This is a genomic window from Bacillus sp. FSL K6-6540 (genome assembly GCF_038007545.1).
This window is the reverse complement of the sequence record NZ_JBBOXH010000001.1, coordinates 6,057,879-6,082,929: the sequence shown is the minus strand read 5'-3', so window position 1 is coordinate 6,082,929 and position 25,051 is coordinate 6,057,879. Positions and strand designations below refer to the sequence as shown.

Below are 25,051 nucleotides of genomic sequence, written 5' to 3'. Positions count from 1 at the left end.
CCACTTAAAAGGAGATGGCGGTTATGAATTTGGATTCCCGAATATATGTGGCTGGTCATCGCGGTCTCGTGGGATCTGCCATTGTCAGGGCATTGGAGTTGCAAGGATATCGCAACCTGGTTACCCGTACCAGCCAGGAGCTGGACTTGCGTGAACGTGATCGCGTGGAACGCTTCTTCAGCAGTGAAGGGATAGAGTATGTGTTTCTAGCTGCCGCCAAAGTCGGCGGTATCATTGCGAACCGGGATTACCCAGCGGATTTCATACGGGACAATCTTCTAATCCAGAATAATATCATTGATCTTTCCTATCGGTACGGGGTAAAAAAACTGCTCTTTCTCGGATCTACCTGCATCTACCCCAAACTGGCTCCGCAGCCAATGAAGGAAGAATATTTGATGACCGGCGCCCTGGAGCCTACCAATGAGCCCTATGCCGTTGCCAAAATCGCGGGAATCACGATGTGCCAATCGTACAATCGGCAGTATGGTACCCGGTTCATTTCGGCTATGCCTACGAACTTATACGGCCCGAACGATAACTACGATCTGGAAACCTCCCATGTTCTTCCCGCGCTGCTGCGCAAGATACATGAGGCTAAGGAGACAGGTCAACGCGAGGTGGAAATTTGGGGTACCGGTCAGCCGAAGCGCGAATTCCTTTACGCTGACGATCTTGCCGATGCCTGTTTGTTCCTGATGAAGCATTACGAGGAGAATACAATCGTCAATATCGGTTGCGGAGAGGATGTGTCCATCCGGGAACTTGCAGAGAGCATAGCCTCCACTGTCGGTTATGACGGAAGTTTTGTCTATAACGCCTCTAAGCCCGACGGTACACCCAGAAAGCTGGTGGATGTCAGCAAGCTGACAGCCCTCGGCTGGAAGCCGTCGATCAGCCTTGAGCAAGGATTGGCCCGAACCTATGAGCACTATTTAGAATCGCAACAGATCTACAGTAAATCCGTTGGAGGATCAATATGAAAAGAGCATTAATCACTGGCGTTACCGGTCAAGACGGTTCGTATTTGGCTGAGTTTCTTCTAAGCAAAGGGTACGAGGTTTTTGGATTGCGCCGCCGGACCAGCACACCCAATTACGAGAACGTGACCCATATTAAAGATAAGATTCACTGGATATCCGGGGATCTGACCGATCTCGCCTCGTTAATCGAAGCGGTCCGTATCGCCGATCCGCACGAAGTGTATAACCTGGCAGCCCAGTCCTATGTAGCCGCTTCTTGGCCGCAGCCGCTGGCAACGGGCCAAATGACGGCGATCAGCGTAACCAATATGCTGGAGGCGGTCCGGCTGGTGAAGCCGGAGGCGCGTTTCTATCAGGCGTCCAGCAGCGAAATGTTTGGCAAGGTCGTGGAAACGCCTCAGAAAGAGACAACGCCTTTCTATCCCCGGAGCCCTTATGGCGTAGCAAAGGTATACGGCCATTGGATTACGGTGAATTATCGCGAAAGCTTCGGGATGTTCGCATGCTCCGGCATTTTATTTAATCATGAGTCGCCCAGAAGGGGATTGGAGTTCGTTACCAGGAAGGTCACGGATGCCGTTGCCCGGATCAAACATGGTTTGCAGCAGGAGCTGCGAATGGGGAATCTGGATGCATTGAGGGATTGGGGGTTTGCAGGGGATTATATCAAAGCCATGTGGCTCATGCTCCAGCAAGAACAGCCCGACGATTTCGTGATATCAACGGGCGAAATGCACACCGTAAGGGAACTCCTCGAGGTAGCCTTCTCTTACGTGGGCTTGCATTACGAGGATTACGTCGTCATTGATCCCGAATTCGTGCGTCCTGCAGAGGTTGACCTGCTCCTTGGCGATTGCACAAAAGCTAAAGAGCAGCTCGGGTGGGAGCTTGAGGTCAGCTTTGAACAGCTGATTAAGATGATGGTAGACGAGGACATGAAGCGGGTGCGCGCAGAGATCAAATACCAAGAAGCGCTGTCGGCGGCATACGTGTGAGAAGCAAACGATCGTCCAGCACGCGGCATAAGTTAGAAAGGTTTCACGATCTTCGCAAACTCACCCGTAATCGAACGGTCAACGGCGGTTTGTGGATATTTGCAGGGCGGGCATTCTTTGCGGGGTCCGCGCTGCTCATTAATATCTTACTGTCCAGGGTACTGAATACGGCAGCCTTCGGCGCCTATTTGATGGCTTTCAATATCGCCTTTTTTGGCGGCGTGGTGGGCACGCTGGGTTTGAACCAGAGCATCATACGTTTTTTGGCCGAGCAGAGGGAGAAAGGAAAGCAGACATGGGCCCGTAAAACCGCGCTGCTGTCTCTGAAGATTGCGATGATCGGAGCAGCCGGTACAGGCATACTGTATACATTCCTGCAGCTGACGCTGCTTCGAGGGGTTTTGGGCTCGGAAATTATGGCATCGGCTGCGTTATGGACCGGGCTGTGGATCATGTTAACGGTTCTGCAAAATGTAATGGCCGAAACCTTTCGGGGACACGGTGATGTGAGGCAGGCTACATTGTTTAGCGGCGTTTTGTCCAACTTTCTCATGCTGGCAGGTTTAGGGTTGTTGATGTGGCTGGGGCGTTCATCCTTATCGTTGGAGCATGCGCTCATCTTGGTTACGGTCTGCATGGGGATTAGCTGCTTCGTCGCCGGTTGGAGATTGCTGAAGCTTCTCCAGGGAGGGTTCCGGAACCCAACGAATGAGCCGGCCGCAGATCATGGGCCAAACGCCAGGCAGCTGCTTGCCGTCTCTCTCCCGATGATGGCTTCGAACGTCGCGCTGTTCATGCTCACCTCTAGCGATATCTGGATTCTGGGCGTTTTTTACGATGAGAGCGAAGTGGCGATTTATGGTGCAGCCGTACGCTTAATGGCCGTGCTTAATTTCTTCGTCGTGTTGATGAATACGCTGATGACAAGCATCATTTCCAAGTATTTCGGCAGCGGCCAGTTCCCGAGCATTCAAAATGCCGGCCGGATCATTGTTGGCATATCTACGCTGCCCGCAATCGTCATTGGAATGGTTTTTATGTTGATGGGCGAGCAAGTGCTTCAATTGGCATTTGGATCTGCCTATGGCTCAGGTCATGCCATTCTGGCCGTCTTGTCGCTGGGTCAGCTCATCAATTTATTCGCAGGCCCTTCAGGACTCCTTCTGACCTTAACCGGCCATGAGCGGGCCATGCTGAGAATCACGCTGATGACCAGTGTCGTGACGGTAATTGCGGCCGTGACGGTCGTTCATGCATGGGGACCGTTTGCGCTTGCCGTCGTGATGGTATGCGGTTTGCTTGCGCAGAACGGTTGGATGTGGGTAGAGGTGCGGCGAAGACTCGGCATTTCGGTGCATTTCCACCCCGTTGATCTGATACGTCAGTTGATGCGTCTGGCGGGCAGGAACAAAAACATGGAACAGCAAGTTCGATTAAAGGGAGCCAGTTACAAATGATACGGACTCAATGGGTAGAAGACAGATCTGAAGTTTTTCTCTCCGTAGTCACGGTCTGCAGAAATAATCTACAGGGTCTGATCAAAACGTGGCAAAGCGTGAAGTCGCAATCCTGCTCGCTCGAATGGATCGTCGTTGACGGCAACTCGGATGACGGCACGCTGGCTTTTCTTCAGAATATTGAAGATGAACGAGTATCCTTTGTCAGTGAACCGGATCAAGGGATATATGATGCTATGAATAAAGGGCTGGGATGTTGCAATGGTCAGTATGTTGTCTTCATGAATTCCGGCGATCGATTTTATGATGATACGATTGGCGAACGGCTTCGTGTGCAAGCTATCCAGCATCATCTCCCCGATTTGCTGTATGGCGATGCGCTTGAAGAAGCACGGTCGGGTGAACTGTTGTATAAGGCGGCCCGCAGTCATAAGCGCATGTGGTACGGCATGTTTACGCATCACCAATCCATGGCTTTCAGGCGGGGGAGTTTGAGCGGCATCAGATATCGTCTGGAATACCCGATCGGAGCGGATTATGCCCTGACAGCGGAACTCTTGTTGCAGGGCGGGACCGCAGCGTACCTCCGTAAACCCATATGCATTTTTGAGCAGGGCGGTATCTCCCAAACCCAGCATAAACAAGGCCAGCGGGACCAGTGGTTTATCCGTAAAACCATTCTTGGGATGCCAATCGTCCTCCGCGCTGCGATCGCGCTGCTGCAATGGGGCGTTCGTTTGGTTAAACATAGCTTTCCTAAATTCTATAAGAGGGTGCGCTTCTCCTATGAAAAATAAAATCCCGGTGTCCGTCATTATCATGACGAAGAACGAGGAAAAAAACATAGCCAAGTGCTTGGCTTCGGTATCCGCTTTTGACGAGGTGTTCGTCGTGGATTCCAACAGCACGGATCGAACATGTGCCATTGCACGGGAAATGGGTGCACATGTCATCAATTTTACATGGAATGGCCAATATCCGAAGAAAAAGCAATGGTGCCTTGAGGAGCTGCCGTTCCGCAATGACTACGTGTTTTACGTGGATGCGGATGAAGAAGCCACCCCCCGGCTGGTCGCCGAGATGGAGGGGTTGTTTCAAGAAAAGCGGGATTTGGCGGCAGGCTATTTCGTGGCGTATGACTATGTATTCATGAACAAGGTACTGAAGCACGGGCACAGGATGTATAAGCTGGTACTGTTCCACCGCCGGTTAGGCAGATTTCTGGATCATGACGATCTGTCGGCGTCGAACATGTGGGAAGTGGAAGGGCATTATCAGCCTCAGATTGATGGAAGTACCGGGGTGCTCAGCAGCTGTATGGTGCACTATGATCATGATTCCCTGTTTGATTATTTCGCGAAGCATAACCGTTATTCGGATTGGGAGGCGGTGGTGCGCACCAATGGCGGTTTTCGAAACCTGAACGAATCCCAAATTTTCATCCGAAGCCTCCAGAAGAAGCTGTTTGACCGGATGCCTTTGAAGTGGGCGGTTGCATTTATACACTCTTATATCATTAAGCTTGGGTTTCTCGATGGTTCCGCCGGCTTCCACTATGCTTTCGCACGTTCGGTTTATTACTGGCAGATCGGAATCAAGATGTCGGAGCTCCGGAAAGTAAGCCAGGGGACATGAACGGCCGTACTGCTATCGGTAATCAGTTGTCCCCGGTCCCGACTGGAGGAGGAATTATGGGGGGGCTTGCCTTTATTCTGGCCCTCTTGATTTACGCTATCTTCAGCGCGCCCTTTCCAGCCAATCCTGGCATAACGGAAGTGGTGATTGCGGCGTTGTTGGTATTGTTTGTTTCGCTTCCGACAGGAATTCTGGTCATGAGCGGCGGTTTTACGCTGTATCGCAGATATGACACCGTACCCATGCCGCTGCATCTGGGCTTTTTTGTGCTGCTGTGGCTGGGGCTGCTGAATGGAGGCGTCATCTATCGTTGGGATTCAACGGATATCCTGCGTGATCTTATTCCATGCGTATATTTGTTTGTCCCTTTATTGCTGCTTCCCGCAATGAATCGTTCCAAATTCAAATGGCTGTCAATTCTTCCGTGGCTCATTGCGGTTATGGGCGTTATTTTATCGATCAGATTCTATATGGAAGTTCGCATTTCGCCGCTGGATATCGGGAAAATGTATTATTTTGATAATTTTCTGTATTTGCCTTATGACCCGAGCGTTTCGTTTGCCGGCGTCTTCCTGACGATTATGGCCGTGCATACGTGGAAAAGCACGAATCCGCTCCGTTGGCTAAGCAGCCTGGCCATGCTGATCGGCGGTTTTTTGGCGTTAGGTTCGCTTATGGCCGTAGCGCAGCGGGCACCTCTCGGGTTGGCTGCCCTATGCTTTGCGGTGTATTTCGGCGTAAGTTCCGGAAGGTCTGTACGGAAGTTGATCGTCATTATCGTGATCTTGATTGGAGCCGGGATTCTGGCCCAGGAGCAGATCACGAGCTCGTTTGATTTGCTGTTATCCAAGCAGGTGAACTACGGAGCGAACGGGAAGACGGATGAATTGGCGGCTGTGCTTCAAGAAACGTCCAAGTCGGTGTATACGCTGCTGCTTGGTATAGGCTGGGGGGGGCTGTTTTTTGATCCGACCTACATGTCCGAGGTCTCGTTTACTCATTCGGCGTTTACCTTCTTCCTGTTAAAGGGAGGGGTTATCGGCATTACAGTCTTTTTGGCTTATCTGAGCTGGATTGTATGGAAGTGCTTAAAGCGTGTGAACATGCAGAATCTCCCGTACATGCTTGGAGCCGGGGTTCCGATCATGATCGGATTGTTGTTCCAGCCCAGTTTCAAGACGCTCTCCTACGGAATGCTCCTCACCGTTCTGATCTTAAAAGATAAGGAGTCAATCCCATGAATCACAATCTGAGTTTCCCTGCGGATACATTGCATAATCGGGGCAGAAGCTCAGTGGCCAACTTGGGGGGATTCGGATTTATAGCAGCATTGCTGTTATATGCCTTGTTCAGTTCCCCTTTTCCAGCGGAGCCCGGCATCACAGAAGCTTTGATTGCTGTTCTTCTGATCTTGTTTGTGTCGATCCCGACCGGAATCATTGTTATGGGCGGCGGTTTCTCGTTATATCGCCATTACGGAACCGTGCCTGTCGTTATTCATGCCGGCTTCTTCTTTTTGCTGTGGATTGGGCTTCTGAACGGCGGTGTTGTTTATGGGTGGGATATGACGGATATTATTCGCGATTTGATTCCGTGTGTGTATCTATTCGTTCCGCTCCTGCTCTTGCCGGCAATGAAACGCTCAACGCTCAATTGGCTTGCGATATTGCCTTGGATCATCTCCGTAATGGGCGTTATTTTATCCATCAGATTCTACGTGGTTGTACAGATTTCCCCTCTCGAAGTGGGCAGAATGTATTACTTTGATAATTTCTTGTATCTTCCGTATGATCCCAGCGTTTCGTTTGCCGGCGTATTTCTTCCCATCATGGCGATTCATACGTGGAAAAGCTCCAGCCCGTTTCGCTGGCTGGGGAGCCTCGTGATGCTGTCTGGCGGTTTCCTGGCCCTCGGGTCCCTCATGGCCGTTGCGCAGCGCGCACCGCTTGCGCTTGCTATGCTGTGCTTTGCCGTTTACTTCATTGTGAGCTCGCGCAAATCGATGAATAAGCTGATCATCGGTCTGATCATTCTTGTCGCCGCAGGGATGCTTGCCCAGGAGCAAATATCCAACTCATTTGAATTGTTGGTATCCAAACAGGAGGATTTCGGCGCGAACGGAAAGACGGATGAGCTCGCCGCCGTACTGGCTGAAACGTCCGCCTCTCCGTATTCCATGCTGCTGGGAGTAGGGTGGGGAGGCCTGTTTCACGATCCGGCGGTAAACAACATTCTTGTATCCTACACTCATTCGGCGGTTAGCTTTTTCCTGCTCAAGGGAGGGCTGATCGGGATTGCAGTGTTGATGACTTATCTGATCTGGATCCTGTATAGGGCTCTTCAGCGGTTTACGATCACCATGCTCCCCTACATGCTGGCAGCCTTTGTACCTGTCATTATCGGCTTGTTGTTTCAGGTCAGCTATAAAACCTTGTCGTACGGAATGATCCTTACCATGATCTGTTTGATACATAAGGATCCCGGTAGCGTTCATTCAGGCGGCGAAAAGAACATTCCAAGACAGTAAGGGGACATGAAATGAAAAAAGAAATCGTGTTTGTGGCCAATTATTTTCATCCGGATTATGCTTCGTCCGGGCAGCTGCTAACTGAACTTTGTTTGGAGCTCCAGCATGATTTTGATGTGACGGTTATCGCCGTTCAGCCGGAAAACGCAAACCACGTCCAGAAGAAAAGAATGTTTGAATACGATCAACTGGAACGTATACGGATTATCCGTCTTCGTACTCCTCAAGTGAATAAGCGAAGCAAATTCAGCCGCATCCTGTTTATTCTCTCCTATTTTCTATTGGCTGTTATCGCATTGCTTCGCATTAAGAAAGTGGATGTCATCTATACGATATCTTCTCCTCCGATTATCGGCGGATTGATTGGCGCCATCGGCAAGGTGCTGAAACGCGGAAAACTCATCTACAACATCATGGATTTTAATCCGGAGCAAGCCGAAGCTATCAGTTACACGAATCGAAAATGGCTGTTTCGTCTGGCCAAGAGAATGGATAATTTGAGCTGCCGCATAGCCGACCATATCATCACGGTTGGACAGGACATGCAAGAGACGCTGAACAGCCGCTTTCGAGGACGCAGGGTACCGAGCAACAGCGTAATTAATAACTGGACCGACGAGCAGGATATCACGCCGCTGCCCCGCAGCGATGCTAACGTGACGAAGTTTTTGAAAGATCATGATCTGCAGGGGAAATTTATCGTGATGTACTCGGGGAATCTCGGTCTTTATTACGATCTGGAGAACATTATACGGGTCGCCTCGGATTTTAAGGATCATCCGGATATCCTGTTCGTTTTTATCGGAGATGGCGCCATGAAGCCCGAGATGCAGCGATATGTGGAAGAGAAGGGATTGGGGAATGTTCGCTTCCTTCCGTTTCAGCCTAAAGAAAACATCAAATACTCTCTATGCGCTGCGGATGTCCATTTGGTCGTCAATCAGAAAGGGATCAAGGGCGTCTCGGTTCCAAGCAAAATCTACGGCGTCATGGCCGCCGGAAAGCCGATACTCGGCGTTCTTGAGCAAGGAAGCGAAGCCGCCGTCCTTATTAAGGAAAGCGGATGCGGAGTCGTTGTGGAACCGCAACAATACCACGAAATCTCCCAGCACATAGCGAATATGTATGCATGCGGTACGGAAACGTTGGAATTGACCGGACGTGGCGGAAGATTGTATTTGGAACGGTATCTTGCTAAGGCTCAGTCAATCGACAAATACCGGACGCTCCTGCAGTCCATATAGATGCTGTGATAAAAGGATGGAGGGAAGTAGTAAGATGAAGATTATTTTATTGTCCGGCGGTTCGGGTAAGCGTCTGTGGCCTCTCTCCAACGAGCTTCGCTCCAAACAGTTCCTTAAGGTGCTCCCTGGAGAAGAAGGAGAATCCGAGTCCATGGTGCAGCGCGTTTGGAAGCAATTGCAGAGGAGCAACTTGGCGGATTCATCCTTTATAGCCGCAGGCATTTCGCAGATTGAAATTATTCGAAATCAGCTTCCCGGCAGGGTGCCGATCATCGTAGAGCCGCAGCGCAGAGATACGTTCCCTGCGATCGCGCTAGCCGCCGTGTATCTGTATTCCATAGCCAACGTCAATTTACAGGAAACAGTTACCGTACTGCCGGTAGATCCTTTTGTGGAGGAGCCGTTCTTTCATACATTATCTTCTTTGGATCGCGTTTTGGAAGAGTCCGGAGCGGATATAGCGCTTATGGGGGTCAAGCCAACCTATCCTTCGGAGAAGTACGGTTATATTCTCCCTGAACAGACGGAGGATGCCTCGGGTGGTTACCGCAACGTAAAAAGCTTTAAAGAAAAACCAAGCGAAGAGCAGGCTTCGCAATACATCGCTCAATCCGCTTATTGGAACTGCGGCGTGTTCTCTTTTAAGCTGGACTATCTGATCCAGCTTCTGATCGATAAGGGACTGCCGATTCAATATGAGGAAATGTCCAAACAGTATGCAAGGCTCTCGAAGATTAGCTTCGATTATGAGGTGATCGAGAAGGCACAGCGCGTCGTGGTGGTTCCTTATGAAGGGAGCTGGAAGGATCTGGGCACTTGGAACACGCTTACAGAGGAGATTCCATCGCCGATCAACGGGAAAGGGACCATCAGCGACGATTGCTACAACACCCATTTGATTAATGAACTGGATATTCCGGTAGCGGTGCTGGGACTCTCCAATGTCGTGGTAGCCACAGGCGCAGACGGCATCCTGGTTACCGAGAAATCATCCAGCCCGCGGTTGAAGGAATTTATTTCTCATATCGAACAACGACCCATGTATGAGGAACGCCGCTGGGGATGGTACCGTGTACTCGATCTGCAAAAGCATAAGAACGGACATGAGGTTCTTACCAAGCGGATTCGGATTGATGCAGGAAAGAACTCCAGCTATCATTATCATCTGCATCGCGAAGAATACTGGACGATCACCAGCGGTACAGGTGAAGTCTGCATTCAAGACCAGGTAAAGTCCGTTCAGGCTGGGGATGTGCTCAAAATACCCGCCGGCACCCTGCATGGGATTCGCGCGCTTGAAGATCTTGAATTCATTGAGGTTCAATCCGGTACCGAAGTATCGGAGGAGGATACGATCCGGTTAACCTTTCAATGGGAAGAGATGACCCAGTTCGTCTAAGGACAAAGGTAATTTCATGACGGGGGAGAATGCCGTGGGCAGAAACAGAAGCAGCTACAGGAGCAGGAGGCTCCTGTTTATCATCGTCATCGTTTTCGTTTGGATGAGCATCATTTTTTTCTTCTCCTCCCAGTCGTACCAGCAGCAGGATCTAAGGCCGTGGCTGCAGGAGCACTTGCCAGAGGCGGCGATTGAACATTGGTTTTCATGGGTTTCGTTTACTTATGCCGGAGAGATCGTCAGCATCGATGCCAAGGGTGTGCCCGGTTTTGTTGAATTTTTTATCCGAAAGGCAGCCCACATCGGGGAATACTTCGTCCTTGGTGGCTTGTTGCTGCTGCTGTTGACGAATTTGCTGCGAATCAGGGCTAGCATAGTCATACCTGTGTCATGGTGCTTGTGCGCGTTGTATGCCGTTAGCGACGAGCTGCATCAAAGCACATCAGGGTACCGTATCTTTAAGGCACAGGATGTTGTCCTGGATTCGATTGCCGCATTGGTCGGAATAACGCTGGTCAGTGCATATACATATTGGAGGTCTATGAAATCGAGGCCGAGGGAAGTGTTAGATCGGAAAGGATGACGAGGCATGAAAAAATGGCTGAAGATTACGGCGGGAGCGCTCGTGAGTCTGACCGTGTTGGCAGGCGGTTATGGTGTGTATGTGTACCAGTCCGTCAAAGCGACGGCTGAACAAATTTATGAGCAGCGGGAACCCTCATCGCCTCCCGCTTTTATAACAGCCGATCCCATCCTGCAGGAAATCCAGACGGCGGATATTGATCGGCGCGAGCCCTTTACGGTGCTTGTGCTGGGAGTAGACGAACGTCCGAATGACCGGGGAAGGTCGGACGCGATGATTATGCTGTCCGTCAATCCGTCGAAACAGTCGATCCTGATGTTTAACATTCCTCGAGACACTCGTACAGTCATCGCGGACCGCGGCACGGAGGATAAAATCAATCATGCCTACGCGTTCGGAGGCATCCAAATGTCCGTACGGACCGTTGAGGAATGGCTCCGATTTCCGGTAAATTATTACGTTAAAGTCAACATGGAGGGCTTTGCGAACATCATAGACGCGCTTGGCGGAGTCGATATTGATAACGCGTTGGCATTTGATTATGAGGGCCATCATTTTGCCAAGGGACGGCTGCATTTGAACGGCCGGGAAGCATTGGCTTTTTCACGGATGCGTTATGAGGATCCCCGCGGCGATTTAGGCAGGAACTCCAGGCAGCGTCAAATCGTGAAAGAAGTGTTGAACAACGCGCTTGACGTTTCAACGGTCTTCAAGCTTGAAGCTTTGCTTAAGGAGGTCGGGTCAAGCGTAAAGACAGACGTCCGATTTGATGAAATGAAGACGTTTGTAACCGACTATCGCCAGGATATGAAAACCATCAAACAGATCGAAATTCAGGGAGGCGGGCAGAAGATCGGCGGTGTCTGGTATTATCAAGTGAGCGAGAAGGAACGTCAGCGTATCCATCAACTGCTTAAAGAGCATATGGATCGAAACGAATGAGACGATGAGTGCATGGATGCTTAATGGCTCTGACAATGAAACAGCGGGCATGAAAAGAGGGGGAAGACGTTAAGTCTTCACCCTCTCCGTATTGTATTGCATCATGATCATCGCATCGATTATCCTAACTTGATCCAGGAATGGACGCCTTTAGAACGCTGTTTGCAAATATACAGCGAATCTACCCCGTTACTGTCCTCAACCATGATGATTCGGCCGCGGTGGGCAGCAGAAGCAGCCGGTATCGCAGGCAACGGACTGAGGATCATGCTGCTGGAGCGAACCAATTCGGTAAAGACGGCCGAACTCGCGATCGTTTCCTCCCCGTAAGGAATGTTATTTACCAGATTCGGCAGCACGAATATCGAATGGACTTGGAGATTAAGCGGCTCGTATACCACGAGGTCGACGATGTCCGTGTAGTATTTCTTGAACGTTTTCGTAATGGTAAAGCGTTCGGAGCCGGAAGGAAGAATAAGAGTCAGATCGTTGGTGTCCCCGCCGACATCAATAAATAGCGGCGTTGATTTCCCCGACAGGTTCGTGCCAGACAGCACGAAGGTGTAATATTCATGCTTATGCAGACGTTCTACGGTTCTCATACGGAGCTTGGTCTTTGAGCCGGTTGAACTTTGGGTGACGATACAGCCGGATGGAGCCGCTTGTTTAAAGGCAAAACCCGGGTCAGGTTCGACGGAATACGGGACATCATTCGTAAACATGGCGCTGAGAGACGGGTTTCGAAGCAGGTTATGGCCAGAGGAGCCGATATAAGGTACGGTACGTCGTTCCGTTAAATAGAATGCATCCCGAAATGATGTGCGGTCCGCGATATTCTCGACAACTACGCAGCCGACAGGGTCCTTGATAAGCGTACCGTGTGTCGTATTGGGATGATTGGCTTGAATCCGGTAGTTACGCGGTCCGAGGATGATATCCTGCGATGCCGTAGAACCCGGATCTACGGTGACGATGTATCCTTTATTGGGATTGTAATCCGTGATCGCATAGTGATCTAGACGGCATCCGTCAATCCACACGCCTGACGTATGTCCGTAAATTCCCACAAAGCTCTCATAGGTCGCTTCCGCGTGGCATTCTTCGATCGAAACGGCACGGGCATTATCCAGCTTGATGAGTGGGGCGGTCATCACTTGATTCGCCGCAATCGCATCCCTCATGACATCTTCCTCGGTGCGTCCCTCTGCAGGAGAAGCAGGGGGGACGGTTTGTTCGCTCCTCTCAAAGGCCGTTGAGGTAATATGAATGCTGTCCGAATTCACAATTTCCAGATGGGGGTAATTTCGCACAGACCTGGAGAAGAAACAGCTATCGATCGTTGTGCACAACACAATATCCTCTAACTTTAAGCCCGTACCCAAGTAACCCGTCTCCTGCCAGAAACGGCAATCGCGAAACGAGATCATATAGCCTCCATAGCCCGAGGTGGGATTCGTCCCGCTTCGCATCCCCTGAATATAAACTCCGAATTTTCCTTCACCGCATGCGCTTGAGAAGAAACGCTCAAACATTTGGTGTGCGCCCTGCGGCAGATAGATGCCACCACCCGCAGCGTGGTTAATATAAAAATCCCTAAATAAGATAGTCTCGGCCATGTCTTTATCACTGTATAGGGCAAAGTCTGTTCCCGTATAAATAATACCGCTATCATACATTCCGTCCCCGTAGATGGTAAGTCCAATTCCTTGCGTGGCGTTGGTGTTGGGCCTTTCCTGTTTCGGTAATACCAAGGTTTGCGTTATTCGATATCGGCCTTTAGGCATATAGATGACGGAATATGCACCGGAGGCACACGCTTGGATCGCTTGTTGGAAGGCTAACGTATCATCTGAAACGCCATCACCTTTTGCACCGAAATTTTTCACATTGGCTTGACTGTTCAGTACAGGCATTTTCGTACCCTCCCATCTGTCGGAATGTTATCCTCATACAAAATATGATCAAGCATCGGTCGGAGTGATGCCAATTCACCTAATTGTCCTTAAATAGCCAAGAAATATTTATGTTTTCGTTTGACAAAAGTGTGCAAATTTATTAGGATACATTCTGTATCAACAACCATTATATCAAGCCATTTCTCATTGGGAGTGGAACATTCATGGAAAATGAACTGAAAATGTACTGTATATGTTGTCGTCGGATCGTGTCGATGATCGAGGGAGTCAGCGTGTTTAAAACCGGTTTCTATCGATACGATATGCCTATGGGCATATGTGGAAAGTGCAAAACGGCTGCATCCAATGAGCTATTTTACATGGCGCAGGACCTTTGAATGATTGACTGATTCAGACGGCTTGGAGCGGAGTCTATTAGACTCATGCCTGGTATTGTGTATAATGGGGAATATTGAACTTGTTTCGTTAGGGGCAAAGGAGAATTCACATGAAGCAGGAACCGCTGGTAAGACTGCTCGGGGTTACGAAGAAAATATCGTCGAAGGTTCTGGTAGATGATGTGACCTTTGATATCGCACCTGGACAAATCTTCGGTTTCCTTGGGCCGAACGGGGCAGGCAAGACGACAACCATCCGCATGATGGTCGGGCTGATGTCCATTACCCAAGGGGATATAACCATCGGGGGATACAGCATTCGGAAAAATTATGAGCAGGCTGCTGTCCAGATCGGGGCGATCGTCGAGAATCCGGAAATGTACAAGTTTCTATCCGGTTACAATAATTTGAAGCATTTTGCACGCATGATGCAGGGGATTACGAAGGAGCGTATCGACGAAGTGGTGGAACTCGTCGGGCTCGGGAACCGGATCCATGAGAAGGTGCAGACCTATTCGCTGGGGATGCGCCAACGGCTCGGGGTGGCACAGGCGCTGCTGCACCGGCCCAAACTTCTGATCCTGGACGAGCCTACGAACGGCTTGGATCCTCAGGGCATTCGGGAGCTGCGTGATTATTTGCGGCGATTGACGCAGGAGGAAGGGACCACCGTCTTCGTATCCAGCCATCTGCTGTCGGAAATGGAGCTGATGTGCGATACCGTCGGCATCATCCGTCACGGCAAGCTGGTCGATATCCGGCAGCTTCGCACGGACGGGGGAGAGCGGATGTTTGAAGAGACGGCATTTACCGTCAGCGACGCGGACGCCGCCGCAGCGCTCCTCCAGGACTACCAGGCGATAGCCCGGGAGCATCGCGTCCTTGTTCGCGGTGACCGGGATATGATTGCGGACATCAATGCGGCATTGGTCGAAGCGGGCATACGCGTATATGCCATACAGCCGGTAACCCGGTCGCTGGAGGATCAATTTTTGGAAATGACGGGAGGGGGATCTCTTGTTGAATAACTTTACCCGTCTTGTTGCCAATGAGAATATGAAAATTTACTACCGCGTGCGGACATGGGTCATGCTGGGCATACTTGTCTTATTTAATGCGGCCATGCCTGTCATGCTGTACTTGACGGATGCGCCGATGGATGTCTGGACCGTGTTCACTTGGACGGAGAGTTTCACCATATACCTCAGCGCGATCTTCACGGTTGTCATCGCCGCGGATATCGTGGCCGGGGAATTTAGCGGGGGCACCATCAAATTGCTGCTGATCCGGCCGTGGAGCCGGGGGAAGATTCTGTTATCCAAATTCGCCGCCTTGTGTCTGTTCGGGCTGCTCTGTGCGGGAATCACCATGGTGGTGGGCACCGCTGTCTCGATGCTGCTGTTCTCCGGCAATGCCGGATTCTCGGACGGATTTGATGGATCGCCCATGAGCAATTCCCTCTTGCTCCTGCTGACGGATACGATCCAGGTGTTTGTCATTTCGCTGATTGCATTTATGCTCTCCACGGTATTCCGTTCAGGCGGCCTTGCGATTGGATTATCGCTGCTGGTCCTGTTCACCAAGGATATCTTCGGTTTTATCTTTAACCCGGAGCGGTTTGTATGGGCGAAGTATTTGCTCTTTCTTCACACCGATCTGAGCGGGTACATCAGCTCGCCGGTCGGGCCGGGAGGCGTGGGGCTGGGCTTTTCCGTAGCGATTTTGGCCGTCTATTGCTTACTGTTCATGCTGGTCTCGTGGCTGGCCTTCACCAAGAGAGACGTAGCAGCATAATTCATAACGATGAGAAAAGAGCTCCTTCCGCCGTGTGGGTCACATGGATGAGAAGGGGCTCTTTGATTGTGTCGGCTGTAGGATCCGGCCGAAGCGGATATCGTGTTCGAATTCGGGTGGTCGTCCATACGCCGGGTTAACCTGCTTCCGGACGCTGAAGGGGCAGTGTGGTGTTAGTCGATTCCGAGGCTTCCTGAGAAGAGGTCTGCTGGTCCATCCGGCTTGCCCCGTGAAGAAGCCCGCCCTCCATAACGATAAGGGAAGCGGCGTGAACATCCCCGTACATTTGCCCCGTTGTCGTAATCGTCAGTTTATTTTCCGCCGTCACATCCCCATAGACCTTGCCGGCCACGATGACTTCCCGAGCGGAAATATTGGAGCGGGCGATCGCGGCTTCGCCTATGGTGACGCAGCCTTGGCTTTCGATGGAGCCGTTAAAGCGGCCGTCGATCCTCAGGTCATCCTCGCATTGCAGGACGCCCTCCACTTCGCTTCCTGGCCCGATCAGCGTATCGGTCCGCTCTGACGCCCGTTTCTTCTTGTTTTTCTTCTTCATCTGTCATTCCTCCTATTCGAAAATGGATGGTGTGCTTATTGCAGATAAGGCAAAGGGTCAATCGTCTGATTGTTTTTGACGACCTGGAAATGAAGGTGAGGGCCCGTGCTTCGCCCGGAGGAGCCCAGCTTGCCAATCGTTTCGCCCTGCTCGACATGATCGCCTGCCGACACGTCCAGGCTGTCCAGATGCATGTACCACGTCTCCAGACCATTCGGATGCCTGATGACGATATACAGCCCCCGCGCCCCGCTGCGTTCCGCTGCCGTCACCTCGCCGGCACCTGCGGCATAGATAGGATCGCCGGTTTTCCCGGCAATATCGATGCCGGCATGATAGGCCGAGCGGCCGGTAAAAGGATCGCTTCGATAACCAAAATTCGAGGTGAGCCGCTTGGAGGTGGTCGGCCATAATGAAGGCGTGCCCTCACGCCTTTCCTGGGTTTCCTGGGCCTGATCCAGCGTACGCGGAATATGCTGCTCCATGCGTGAAATCAACTGCTGCATGTTCTCGAAATCATCCTGGGTCTCCCTGGCGAGGTTTAACATTTCATTCTCATGAACGGCAATGAATTCACCGCCGACATGCTGCTTATCCTCGTCAGCGATGGAGGAGGTCTGGCCGGACAGGCTGCCGTGCTTCTCAATAAACTGCTGAAGCTCCTGCTCCAGCTGCTGAACGCGCTCCATCTGGACCTTCGTTTGCTCTGCTTCACCCGATAGCTGAATGATCGCTTTATTTAGGCGTTCGATGGCTTCATTCTTATCGGTGACCGTCACTTCCATCTTTAAGGCTTCCAGGCTTTTCAGCGTCAGCTGCTGCTCCAGCCCCGAGATGGTCTGAGCCGACTGGATCTGGAGGGAAACGATCAGTCCGGCGATGGACAAAATAGCGGCCGCGGGCACCGCTATCATCAAAGGTTTGGACAGATGGACCTGTTTGACTGAATGCTGGGCATCCCGAAGCACCAGCAAGGTTAAGCGTTGTTTACGGTGTGCGGTTTTCATGGCATCTCCCTTCCATGCATTATTTATGGTTTACAAGGGCACCCGCTAGACTTGGCCAACTCCTTATCTAGTATGTATTCTATTCTTTCGAAGAACATGTCAAAAATTATTAGATAAGAGAACTTATTCAGTATGGCGCCGCATTGGGTAATTGAATAAATACATATGGAATTGGTCAATGATGTAGTGTAGTTAATTGCTTGTCTTTCATTTCAAACGTTTTGACAAAGGGCTGCTCAATATATTATTCATCGTGAGGAGGCTGCCGATATGGTGTGGCTTCTGGTTGCACTTATTACTTTTATTTTGCAGATGGTTGCGGTGCTGCTGCTTGAGTTTCGAAATCCGTCCAAGGCCGTGGCATGGCTGTTTATTTTATTTTGCCTCCCCTTTATCGGGTTTGTACTCTATTTCTTTGTGGCGCAGGATTACCAGAAGCGATTGAAGATTCGCAAGCGGGGTTCCCGTTTGTTTCAGGAAATCAGGGCGCATTTGTGGGATCGGGCGGCGGTCGTCCGAAGAAAAGGAGATATGAACAATCCCGGCTTTCATCATAATGACCGTTTGTTCAATCTGCTCAATCACTTGTCGGAGAGTCCCATCACGGGCTGTAATCAAAGCCGGGTGTTGACCGATGGGGAAGAGACGTATGAGGCCATGCTGAACGCCATGGAGGAGGCCAAGGATCACATTCACGTGGAGTTTTACATCTTTCGCCATGATCGGATCGGCACGAAGTTTCAGGACGTCATGATTCGAAAAGCGCAGGAAGGCGTCAAGGTGCGCCTGGTTTGTGACGGGCTGGGCAGTTATAAACTCAAGAAAACATTCATTCAGCGCTTCAAAGAATCGGGAGTGGAGTTCTATTTCTTCCTGCCCGCCATGGTCTCGATGTTCAGCCGCAGAATCAATTACCGGAACCACCGCAAAATCGTCGTCGTGGACGGCACGATCGGTTTTCTGGGCGGCATTAACGTCGGGGACGACTATCTTGGCGAATATCCGAATATGGGCTACTGGCGCGACACGCATCTGGAAGTAAAGGGGGATGCGGTCTATTTTCTGCAAAATGTGTTTCTGCACGATTGGAAGCTCGCGTCCGGAGAGCGCATTGCGGATTTCGGGCTGTTTCCGGAGCATCAATGCCCCGGGGAGGAGCAAGTGCAGATATTGAGCAGCGGACCGGATCTGAACTGGAATGCCATTCAGGAAATGTGCTTCGGGGCGATTTCCGTGGCCAAAGAACGGATATGGATTACCACGCCGTATTTCATTCCCGATGAAGGAATTTATGAAGCTCTGAAGACGGCTGCGGTGAGCGGCGTGGACGTACGGATCATTATTCCGGATCACGCCGATTCCCGCCTCGTCAAGATGGCAAGCTTGTCCTACGTGGAAGAGCTGCTGGCAGCGGGAGTCAAGTTCTACGAGTATGAAAAAGGGTTCATCCATGCCAAGGTGCTCATTGTGGACGAGCTTCTCGGTTCGGTCGGTACGGCGAATATGGATATGCGGAGTTTCTTCTGTAACTTCGAGCTGACGGCTGTGCTGTTTGATCGGCTGCCTATTGAGCGGTTGGTTTCGGATTTTAAGGAAGATCTGCAACATAGCAGGCTTATTGATGCGGAGGTGTTCCGTCAGCGCGGAAGATGGCAGAAAGCGGCCGAAATTATGTGCAGGATGCTGTCGCCATTGCTGTAAAAGTATATTTTACATGAGATGTGAGAATGACGGAAATCCGAGTAAAAAGCAGGATAAACTGCGAAAAATCTATGTCCCGCTTTTATTTATATGATAGAATATTTATATAGGATCCACTTATAAATATATATTAGCTTGGTTTCATAAAGTTGAACGGGGGAGATTTATGTCAAGTGATGTGAAGATTCTGGCGCAAGTGAAAGCGGAGCAGCAGAAGCCGGAGAATCCCAAGGCAGGCTCAGCGACCTTGAAGCTTCTCCGCCGTCTGGTGTTCTTAACTTTCGGCGCGATTTTGATGGCAGTAGGGCTGGAAATCTTTCTGGTGCCGAACAAGATTATTGACGGAGGGATTACCGGAATCTCGATTATGGTTTCCCATATCACCGATATTCCGCTGGGTGTATTCCTGACTTTGTTCAACCTTCCGTTTTTGTTTATGGGATATAAACAGATCGGAAAAACCTTTGCATTATCCACGCTGTTCGCCGTATTGGTCATGTCCGTCGGCACTTATTTCCTGCATCCCGTCGATCCGATCACGATCGATCCGCTGCTTGCAGCCGTGTTCGGCGGCGTGCTTCTCGGAATCGGGGTCGGCCTTGTTATCCGGTCCGGCGGTTCCTTGGACGGGACGGAAATCGTGGCCATTCTGATCAACAAGAGAACGCCGTTCTCCGTCGGCGAAATCGTGATGTTCATCAACGTATTCATTCTAGGCAGCGCAGGTTTCATTTTCGGCTGGGACCATGCCATGTACTCGCTGATTGCGTATTACCTTGCGTTTAAATTGATCGATATTACCATTGAAGGCATTGATCAATCCAAATCGGTTTGGATTATCAGTGATAAGCATAAGGAGATCGGTGATGCGCTGACCCAGCGTTTGGGACGCGGCGTAACCTACCTCGAAGGCGAGGGCGCTTATTCCGGAGACAGCAAGAAGGTTATCTTTGTGGTTATCACTCGCCTGGAAGAAGCAAAGCTCAAATCCATTGTGGAAGACTGGGACTCCCAGGCCTTCGTAGCCGTCGGCAACATCCATGATGTGAAGGGCGGCCGCTTTAAGAAAAAGGCAATCCATTAATACAATCATTTCAGGCTCCACCCGGTGCGAGAGTTAGCGCGGGTGGAGCCATTTTTTGTTTAAAGAGTATCGGCTTGCAGGCGCAGCGCCTTCTTCTCGCGCACATAATGACGAATGATTCGCGACATGGCCTGGACGGCGGCGGATTGACCGACGGCCTGGTTCACGGTTCCGGTGAAATAGAGGCCCGACTCCGGGTGATGGAAGGCAAATGCCCCGGATTGGCCCCAGTGGCCGATGAGTCCGCGTCCCAGACTGAAAGGAGATAGCGGCTGTCTTGAAATGCCGATGCCATAGAAGAAGGGGCCGGGAGCAAACAGGAAGTTCCACTGCCTCTGGAGCTCCCTCAAATCACCCAGCGGAAACAAATCCCCGTTAAAAAAGGATCGCAAAAACGTCATCGTTTCCCTTGCCGTGGAGACGATCCCGCCCTCCGCACCGACTGATGCCATATACAAGGGAAGGTCCAGTCGCTTCTGCTTGTAATGGAACGGAACGGGGGACGCATCCTCCGGGTCATGATAAAAATAGGTTTGCGTCAGCTTGAGCTTGTCGAAGATGTATTCCTGGAATACGGCCTGAATGGATTCGCCCTTGATATTCTCGATGATTTGGCCAAGCAGCCGATAGTTGGTGTCGGAATATTGGGCTTTTTTCTGCTGTCCCGGTTTGAATTTAGGCGTTTTCCTTTTGGCCGCGGCCAGGACTTGGTCCAGGCTCCAAGCTCGATCCTTCCCGGCGATCAGATTCGAGAAGACGGTTCCCGAGAAATAGTCCGGGATGCCGGACGTATTGGACATCAAATGCTGAACGGTGATTTCTTCGCCGTAATCCCGGTTCTTAAACCTGTGGAGCCCGGTCATAATCTCTTCGGGCAGGTGCTTGCCAATGGGATCATGGAGCTCGAGCCGCCGCTCGGCGCGTAATTTCAAGAGTACGGCAGTCACGTACAACTTGGTCACGCTGGCAATGAAATAGCGGGCGTCAGGCTGCATATCACCTCCGCTGCCGACTATGGACAATGACCGCTCCTGGTCCTCGACGCACATCACTGTGCTAAACACATTTCTTTTATTGGCGATTTGAGTCACACATGCATCCAGAACCGCTTGCTTCAGGATTGTTCCCATTGCCGTTCTACCTCCCATGAATCGTAATTTTTCTTTCCTTCAGTTTAGATTCCGTTTCCCTCATGTTTCCGGGCACGCGCAGCACGTATGAACGCTTCAGCGGCTTCGTCCATCATATTCATCATCTGCTCGTCATCCACGTTCTTCGTGAACAGATCGTTTGCCACCATGACGCAGAGACCTGTCTGAAACACCTGCATGTTCAATAAAATAGATTGCAGCTCCTGATCCGAAAATCCCGCGAGCTCCGGATCCTGCCTCATCAATCCGATAACTTCGTCCAGTTGTTCCGGCGTATTCTTCATATGGGGATTGTCTTTCATCATGAGGTCCCGATAAAGCACGGGATATTCCTTGGCAAAGCGGAGACTTGCCATGCCGATATCCCGGAACGGCTGTCCGGATTGCTGCTCCATGATCATTCCTCTGGCCACATGGAAGGCTCTTTCGACGACCTGCTGAAGCAGTTCCTGGACGTCGTTGAAATTGACATAGATCGGCGCGATGGAGCTGCCGAGACGTTCGGCTACTTTTCGGATCGTAATGGACTCGATGCCATCCGTTTTGGCAATGTCGAATGCGGCTAGCACGATATCTTGTTTGGTAAACTTCGTTTTTGGTGCCATGATGTCTACAGCTCCTTAGGTTATTCATATGTAGAACGATCAATATATATCACTTGATATATATTGATTATAAAGAGTAATTGGACCGATTTCAATCCGGTCATCATGAAGCATTCATGGAATCAGGATTTGTAAATCCAGTAAAAACCACTTATAATAGGAACATATGTTTGTTAAAATAAAGAATAATGATATAGAGCATGGCAGATCCAGGGAGGAGGAAACGGAATGGCTCGTACGCAATATGAACGCATAACCACCAAGCAAACATTAAACCGAGTGAAGGAAGAGCGGATGCCCTTCGATTGGTCCATCAATCCGTATCGAGGTTGCGGACATGGCTGCAGCTTTTGCTATGCCCGCGCATTTCAATCGTTTATCGGGATGGGAGCGGAAGACGAGTTCCAGCACCATATTTTTATGAAGTCGAATGCGGCGGAAGCGCTGGAGAAGCAGCTGTCGAGCGCGGCGAGGAAGTTTAACTATGATATTGAAGCGATGCGGAGATCGATCGGACAGGTGACGATCGGAACGGCAACCGACCCGTACCAGCCGATCGAGGGCAAGGAGACCCTTACGCGGGAATGTCTGAAGCTGCTCGCTAAATACCGCATTTCTACCAGCATTACGACGCGTTCTCCGCTCGTATTGAGGGATTTGGATATCTTGACCCGGATGGAGAACGTGTCCGTCAACATAAGTCTCAACACGCTGAGCGGGGACGTCATCCGGAAGCTGGAGCCGGCATCGCCTCATCCGGAGGCCAGGCTTGATGCGATCCACAGATTATCGGCTGCTGGCATTAGAACAGGCTTGTTTGTGGCGCCTGTGCTGCCCTTTTTGACGGACGAGGAGCCGGAACTGAAGGAGCTCTTGTCCCAGGCAAAGGAAAGAGGCGTTTCCTTTGCGATGATCTCCTTGCTGAGACTGTCGCGCGACGTGAAGAAATGGTACCTCGAAACGCTGAAACACCACTTCCCCGAGGTGGTTCAATCCTACCGCGAGTTATATGGGCAAGGCGCTTATGCGGAAGAGCATTACGTTCGTTCCGTCAAGGCGATGGCGTCCAGGCTGTTGAACGAATATGGGCTGAGCGGATTGACCATGGGGGCACCTGCTGCCGTCAACCGGTCCGGACCGATTGCAGCCTCGGAGAACGATACATCGGATGAAGGTACCAACGATCACCCTGCGAGGGAATGGGCTGCTCCTGTACGTCCAAGGAAGCTTCCTCAACCGGCGGCCCCGGTTTCCGGAGAGGAGCTTACTCCTGCTGTTGAGCAGCTATCCTTTCCTTTTTGACGCTGCCTTACCCTTTGGCTTCAGATGCCGGATGACATTCTCGATCGGTTGGGGCGGCAGGGTCTGCAGCAGGTCGCCCTTTTCCCTCAGCCGTTCTTCGATGTTCAGCAGGTGAAACTCCGTGGGAGAAACGTCCTGGCGGACTTCGTCCCACGTGAGCGGCGTGGAGACGGTCCCGAGCCGCCGAGCCCGCGGGGTGTAAGGAGCGGCGAGCGTCCTCCCGCTGTAGTGCTGAAGATAATCGAAGTAGATTTTATCGCCGCGGTTCTTCTTCAGCCGCTCGATGGTGAACAGCTTCGGGAACTTCTCCGTCACGTATTGGCCCACGAATTGGCCAACCGTTCGAAGTTCATCGAACGTTACGCCTTCCGGAATCGGAACGATGATCTGCACTCCGGTCGCTCCCGAGGTTTTCGGGACGGAGGACAGGCCCAGGGAGCTCAACACGTCCCCTACAATGGCCGTCGCCTCCATAATCCGGGGTTCCTCCGGGAGCGTGGGATCCAAATCGATCATCCATTCGCAGGGCAGATGGCTGCCTGCCAGATGCAGGGAAGGGTGAAACTCAAGCGCAGCCAGATTCCCCAGCCAGAGCAGTTCCGGCAGCCCGTTGAGCAGCACGTAGTTAATATTTTCGTGCACATAAGTCTGAACAAAAGGCGGCAGCGGCTCGGGTGCATTTTTCTGGTAGAAGGATTCGCCTTGGGCTCCGTGCGGATACCGGATGGTCGTGAGCAGCCTGCCCCGGCAGTACCGGAGCAAGAAAGGCGAGATGGCCGCAAGCTTTTGCAAATACATTGCCTTGGTAATGCCGACCTCCGGCCACAGCGGTTTGTCGGGATTCGTAATTTGAATCTCTTGCCCCTCGATCGTCAGGGTGCCTTTAACGGTACGAGCCATATGGTTTACACCCCCTCAATCGATACGAGTTTGGGATGGCGCATCATGCCATCCTGGCTCCACTCGAGAAATGTGACCTGGACTGATAAAGGCTGGTTAAGCCAGGCCAGCTGTTCTTTCTTCAGGTCGGTATGGAGCGTTCTCCATATCGCGTCAGCACGATGGCTTTCGGCATATTGCAGCAGTTTCTTCTTCGTTTGCTCATTGAGCCCCAGGGAAGCCCGGCCGATGTAGTTCCCATCGTCGTCTGCGATGACGAGGCTGGCTACGCGACCTTCCCTGATGATCATGGCGACGGCGGAGGCAGCCATGTTCACGGCAATTTTCTTTTTGTACCAATCCCGATGCTTTTTGCCCTCACGGTAAGGCGAGGAGAGGCGTTTCATGACAATGCCCTCCCAACCGCGCTGTTCCGCCCAGTCCCATAACGGTTCGCCTTCAAGAAACAGATCGGCGGTCAGCAGGCCCGGAATGTCGGAAACCGTCTCCTTGAGACGATGATGACGTTCCAGATAAGGCAGCTTGCGCAAGTCCTCGTCGCCGTCCACCAAGATATCGAACAGCACATAAGTAAACAGAGGAGCGCTCGTACTGACCGTACGCGAACGCTCCCGCTGAAGAACCTTCTGAAAGACGGGGCGGCCAAGCTCCGGATGAAAATACACGACCTCGCCATCCAGGAGAAGACGCCGATCCTGCAGGACGGATAATGCCTGAACGACTTCGGGGTACAGGGGTGTTTTGTCGAGCAGCTTGCGGGAATACAGGGATACGCGGTTCTGGTCAAGCCCGGCCAGAATGCGTACGCCATCCCATTTCAGCTGATAACCCCAATCTTCGCCGGTCGTAATCTGATCCGTCGAGATCGGAGCCATTGGCTCTTTCGGCAGCAA

At 51.4% G+C, this 25,051-nt stretch carries 23 protein-coding genes; 16 read left to right on the top strand and 7 right to left on the bottom strand.

Annotation, left to right across the window (positions count from 1 at the left end; all coding sequences use genetic code 11):
• Positions 1 to 23: 23 nt before the first annotated feature.
• From MHH82_RS27250 to MHH82_RS27200, 11 genes are read left to right on the top strand one after another with little or no spacing between them, the layout of a single operon-like run.
• The gene (locus MHH82_RS27250; RefSeq protein ID WP_015737320.1) at positions 24 to 983 is read left to right on the top strand and encodes a GDP-L-fucose synthase family protein; all 960 of its coding nucleotides are present in this window, start codon (positions 24 to 26) and stop codon (positions 981 to 983) included.
• Positions 980 to 1,978: a GDP-mannose 4,6-dehydratase gene (gmd, locus tag MHH82_RS27245; protein ID WP_009590886.1), complete on the top strand. Its 999-nt coding sequence runs from the start codon at positions 980 to 982 to the stop codon at positions 1,976 to 1,978. Before MHH82_RS27250 ends, gmd begins: the two co-directional genes overlap by 4 nt.
• Positions 1,975 to 3,435, top strand: coding sequence for an oligosaccharide flippase family protein (locus tag MHH82_RS27240; protein WP_251498470.1), 1,461 nt, complete (start codon positions 1,975 to 1,977; stop codon positions 3,433 to 3,435). The genes gmd and MHH82_RS27240 overlap by 4 nt, the downstream gene beginning before the upstream one ends.
• Complete coding sequence (locus tag MHH82_RS27235) at positions 3,432 to 4,232, top strand: glycosyltransferase family 2 protein (RefSeq protein WP_015737318.1); 801 nt, start codon at positions 3,432 to 3,434, stop codon at positions 4,230 to 4,232. Before MHH82_RS27240 ends, MHH82_RS27235 begins: the two co-directional genes overlap by 4 nt.
• On the top strand, positions 4,222 to 5,070 hold the full coding sequence (locus tag MHH82_RS27230) for a glycosyltransferase family 2 protein (protein ID WP_015737317.1): 849 nt from the start codon (positions 4,222 to 4,224) through the stop codon (positions 5,068 to 5,070). The genes MHH82_RS27235 and MHH82_RS27230 overlap by 11 nt, the downstream gene beginning before the upstream one ends.
• A 56-nt stretch (positions 5,071 to 5,126) precedes the next feature.
• Positions 5,127 to 6,311, top strand: a complete 1,185-nt coding sequence (locus MHH82_RS27225; RefSeq protein WP_015737316.1) for a hypothetical protein — start codon at positions 5,127 to 5,129, stop codon at positions 6,309 to 6,311.
• Positions 6,308 to 7,597 carry a hypothetical protein gene (locus MHH82_RS27220; RefSeq protein ID WP_340968736.1) on the top strand — a complete coding sequence of 430 codons (1,290 nt, stop codon included), beginning with the start codon at positions 6,308 to 6,310 and terminating at the stop codon, positions 7,595 to 7,597. Before MHH82_RS27225 ends, MHH82_RS27220 begins: the two co-directional genes overlap by 4 nt.
• 11 nt (positions 7,598 to 7,608) lie before the next feature.
• A complete protein-coding gene (locus tag MHH82_RS27215) occupies positions 7,609 to 8,841 on the top strand; it encodes a glycosyltransferase family 4 protein (RefSeq protein ID WP_340968734.1) in 1,233 nt (410 codons plus the stop codon).
• 34 nt (positions 8,842 to 8,875) lie between these two features.
• Complete coding sequence (locus MHH82_RS27210; protein ID WP_015737313.1) at positions 8,876 to 10,240, top strand: sugar phosphate nucleotidyltransferase; 1,365 nt, start codon at positions 8,876 to 8,878, stop codon at positions 10,238 to 10,240.
• 34 nt (positions 10,241 to 10,274) lie between these two features.
• A complete protein-coding gene (locus MHH82_RS27205; protein ID WP_015737312.1) occupies positions 10,275 to 10,823 on the top strand; it encodes a VanZ family protein in 549 nt (182 codons plus the stop codon).
• A gap of 6 nt (positions 10,824 to 10,829) precedes the next feature.
• Complete coding sequence (locus tag MHH82_RS27200; RefSeq protein WP_036665168.1) at positions 10,830 to 11,765, top strand: LCP family glycopolymer transferase; 936 nt, start codon at positions 10,830 to 10,832, stop codon at positions 11,763 to 11,765.
• Between the two features lie 119 nt (positions 11,766 to 11,884).
• Here the strand turns inward: MHH82_RS27200 and MHH82_RS27195 are convergent, their stop codons facing one another.
• Positions 11,885 to 13,678, bottom strand: coding sequence for a glycosyl hydrolase family 28-related protein (locus MHH82_RS27195; RefSeq protein ID WP_340968731.1), 1,794 nt, complete (start codon positions 13,676 to 13,678; stop codon positions 11,885 to 11,887).
• Positions 13,679 to 14,168: 490 nt separating this feature from the next.
• Here MHH82_RS27195 and MHH82_RS27190 point away from each other — a divergent pair, with 490 nt between their 5' ends.
• Both MHH82_RS27190 and MHH82_RS27185 read left to right on the top strand, forming a co-directional pair.
• Positions 14,169 to 15,086, top strand: a complete 918-nt coding sequence (locus MHH82_RS27190) for an ABC transporter ATP-binding protein (RefSeq protein WP_340968730.1) — start codon at positions 14,169 to 14,171, stop codon at positions 15,084 to 15,086.
• Positions 15,079 to 15,852 carry an ABC transporter permease gene (locus tag MHH82_RS27185; protein WP_445661981.1) on the top strand — a complete coding sequence of 258 codons (774 nt, stop codon included), beginning with the start codon at positions 15,079 to 15,081 and terminating at the stop codon, positions 15,850 to 15,852. Before MHH82_RS27190 ends, MHH82_RS27185 begins: the two co-directional genes overlap by 8 nt.
• Before the next feature lie 136 nt (positions 15,853 to 15,988).
• On the opposite strand, the gene MHH82_RS27180 is transcribed toward MHH82_RS27185, so the two are convergent.
• A complete protein-coding gene (locus MHH82_RS27180; protein ID WP_036665172.1) occupies positions 15,989 to 16,408 on the bottom strand; it encodes a bactofilin family protein in 420 nt (139 codons plus the stop codon).
• Between the two features lie 35 nt (positions 16,409 to 16,443).
• Positions 16,444 to 17,415 carry a M23 family metallopeptidase gene (locus MHH82_RS27175; RefSeq protein ID WP_015737306.1) on the bottom strand — a complete coding sequence of 324 codons (972 nt, stop codon included), beginning with the start codon at positions 17,413 to 17,415 and terminating at the stop codon, positions 16,444 to 16,446.
• Positions 17,416 to 17,685: 270 nt separating this feature from the next.
• On the opposite strand from MHH82_RS27175, the gene cls reads away from it, so the two are divergent.
• Positions 17,686 to 19,116, top strand: coding sequence for a cardiolipin synthase (gene cls, locus MHH82_RS27170; RefSeq protein ID WP_340968725.1), 1,431 nt, complete (start codon positions 17,686 to 17,688; stop codon positions 19,114 to 19,116).
• A 166-nt stretch (positions 19,117 to 19,282) separates the two neighbouring features.
• Entirely contained in the window at positions 19,283 to 20,200 is a 918-nt protein-coding gene (locus tag MHH82_RS27165; protein WP_015737304.1) for a YitT family protein, read from the top strand.
• 59 nt (positions 20,201 to 20,259) lie between these two features.
• Here the strand turns inward: MHH82_RS27165 and MHH82_RS27160 are convergent, their stop codons facing one another.
• The gene (locus tag MHH82_RS27160; protein ID WP_036665174.1) at positions 20,260 to 21,330 is read right to left on the bottom strand and encodes a serine hydrolase domain-containing protein; all 1,071 of its coding nucleotides are present in this window, start codon (positions 21,328 to 21,330) and stop codon (positions 20,260 to 20,262) included.
• A 44-nt stretch (positions 21,331 to 21,374) separates the two neighbouring features.
• Positions 21,375 to 21,956, bottom strand: coding sequence for a TetR/AcrR family transcriptional regulator (locus MHH82_RS27155; protein WP_036665175.1), 582 nt, complete (start codon positions 21,954 to 21,956; stop codon positions 21,375 to 21,377).
• 228 nt (positions 21,957 to 22,184) lie between these two features.
• Between MHH82_RS27155 and MHH82_RS27150 the strand changes: the two genes are divergently transcribed.
• Positions 22,185 to 23,258, top strand: a complete 1,074-nt coding sequence (locus tag MHH82_RS27150; protein WP_340968721.1) for an SPL family radical SAM protein — start codon at positions 22,185 to 22,187, stop codon at positions 23,256 to 23,258.
• Here the strand turns inward: MHH82_RS27150 and ligD are convergent.
• Complete coding sequence (gene ligD / locus MHH82_RS27145; protein WP_015737300.1) at positions 23,241 to 24,158, bottom strand: non-homologous end-joining DNA ligase; 918 nt, start codon at positions 24,156 to 24,158, stop codon at positions 23,241 to 23,243. The two genes, MHH82_RS27150 and ligD, sit on opposite strands and share 18 nt — an antisense overlap.
• Before the next feature lie 5 nt (positions 24,159 to 24,163).
• Positions 24,164 to 25,051 carry an ATP-dependent DNA ligase gene (locus MHH82_RS27140; RefSeq protein WP_340968719.1) on the bottom strand — a complete coding sequence of 296 codons (888 nt, stop codon included), beginning with the start codon at positions 25,049 to 25,051 and terminating at the stop codon, positions 24,164 to 24,166.

What these genes read in the sequence shown, in the direction of transcription:
- MHH82_RS27175 (WP_015737306.1), bottom strand. Translation starts at nt 17,415, where the DNA reads ATGAAAACCGCACACCGTAAACAACGCTTAACCTTGCTGGTGCTTCGG.
- MHH82_RS27225 (WP_015737316.1), top strand. Translation starts at nt 5,127, where the DNA reads ATGGGGGGGCTTGCCTTTATTCTGGCCCTCTTGATTTACGCTATCTTC.
- MHH82_RS27210 (WP_015737313.1), top strand. Translation starts at nt 8,876, where the DNA reads ATGAAGATTATTTTATTGTCCGGCGGTTCGGGTAAGCGTCTGTGGCCT.
- MHH82_RS27200 (WP_036665168.1), top strand. Translation starts at nt 10,830, where the DNA reads ATGAAAAAATGGCTGAAGATTACGGCGGGAGCGCTCGTGAGTCTGACC.
- MHH82_RS27150 (WP_340968721.1), top strand. Translation starts at nt 22,185, where the DNA reads ATGGCTCGTACGCAATATGAACGCATAACCACCAAGCAAACATTAAAC.
- MHH82_RS27165 (WP_015737304.1), top strand. Translation starts at nt 19,283, where the DNA reads ATGTCAAGTGATGTGAAGATTCTGGCGCAAGTGAAAGCGGAGCAGCAG.
- MHH82_RS27235 (WP_015737318.1), top strand. Translation starts at nt 3,432, where the DNA reads ATGATACGGACTCAATGGGTAGAAGACAGATCTGAAGTTTTTCTCTCC.
- MHH82_RS27160 (WP_036665174.1), bottom strand. Translation starts at nt 21,330, where the DNA reads ATGGGAACAATCCTGAAGCAAGCGGTTCTGGATGCATGTGTGACTCAA.
- MHH82_RS27190 (WP_340968730.1), top strand. Translation starts at nt 14,169, where the DNA reads ATGAAGCAGGAACCGCTGGTAAGACTGCTCGGGGTTACGAAGAAAATA.
- cls (WP_340968725.1), top strand. Translation starts at nt 17,686, where the DNA reads ATGGTGTGGCTTCTGGTTGCACTTATTACTTTTATTTTGCAGATGGTT.
- MHH82_RS27215 (WP_340968734.1), top strand. Translation starts at nt 7,609, where the DNA reads ATGAAAAAAGAAATCGTGTTTGTGGCCAATTATTTTCATCCGGATTAT.
- gmd (WP_009590886.1), top strand. Translation starts at nt 980, where the DNA reads ATGAAAAGAGCATTAATCACTGGCGTTACCGGTCAAGACGGTTCGTAT.
- MHH82_RS27250 (WP_015737320.1), top strand. Translation starts at nt 24, where the DNA reads ATGAATTTGGATTCCCGAATATATGTGGCTGGTCATCGCGGTCTCGTG.
- MHH82_RS27220 (WP_340968736.1), top strand. Translation starts at nt 6,308, where the DNA reads ATGAATCACAATCTGAGTTTCCCTGCGGATACATTGCATAATCGGGGC.
- MHH82_RS27155 (WP_036665175.1), bottom strand. Translation starts at nt 21,956, where the DNA reads ATGGCACCAAAAACGAAGTTTACCAAACAAGATATCGTGCTAGCCGCA.
- MHH82_RS27180 (WP_036665172.1), bottom strand. Translation starts at nt 16,408, where the DNA reads ATGAAGAAGAAAAACAAGAAGAAACGGGCGTCAGAGCGGACCGATACG.
- MHH82_RS27230 (WP_015737317.1), top strand. Translation starts at nt 4,222, where the DNA reads ATGAAAAATAAAATCCCGGTGTCCGTCATTATCATGACGAAGAACGAG.
- ligD (WP_015737300.1), bottom strand. Translation starts at nt 24,158, where the DNA reads ATGGCTCGTACCGTTAAAGGCACCCTGACGATCGAGGGGCAAGAGATT.
- MHH82_RS27195 (WP_340968731.1), bottom strand. Translation starts at nt 13,678, where the DNA reads ATGCCTGTACTGAACAGTCAAGCCAATGTGAAAAATTTCGGTGCAAAA.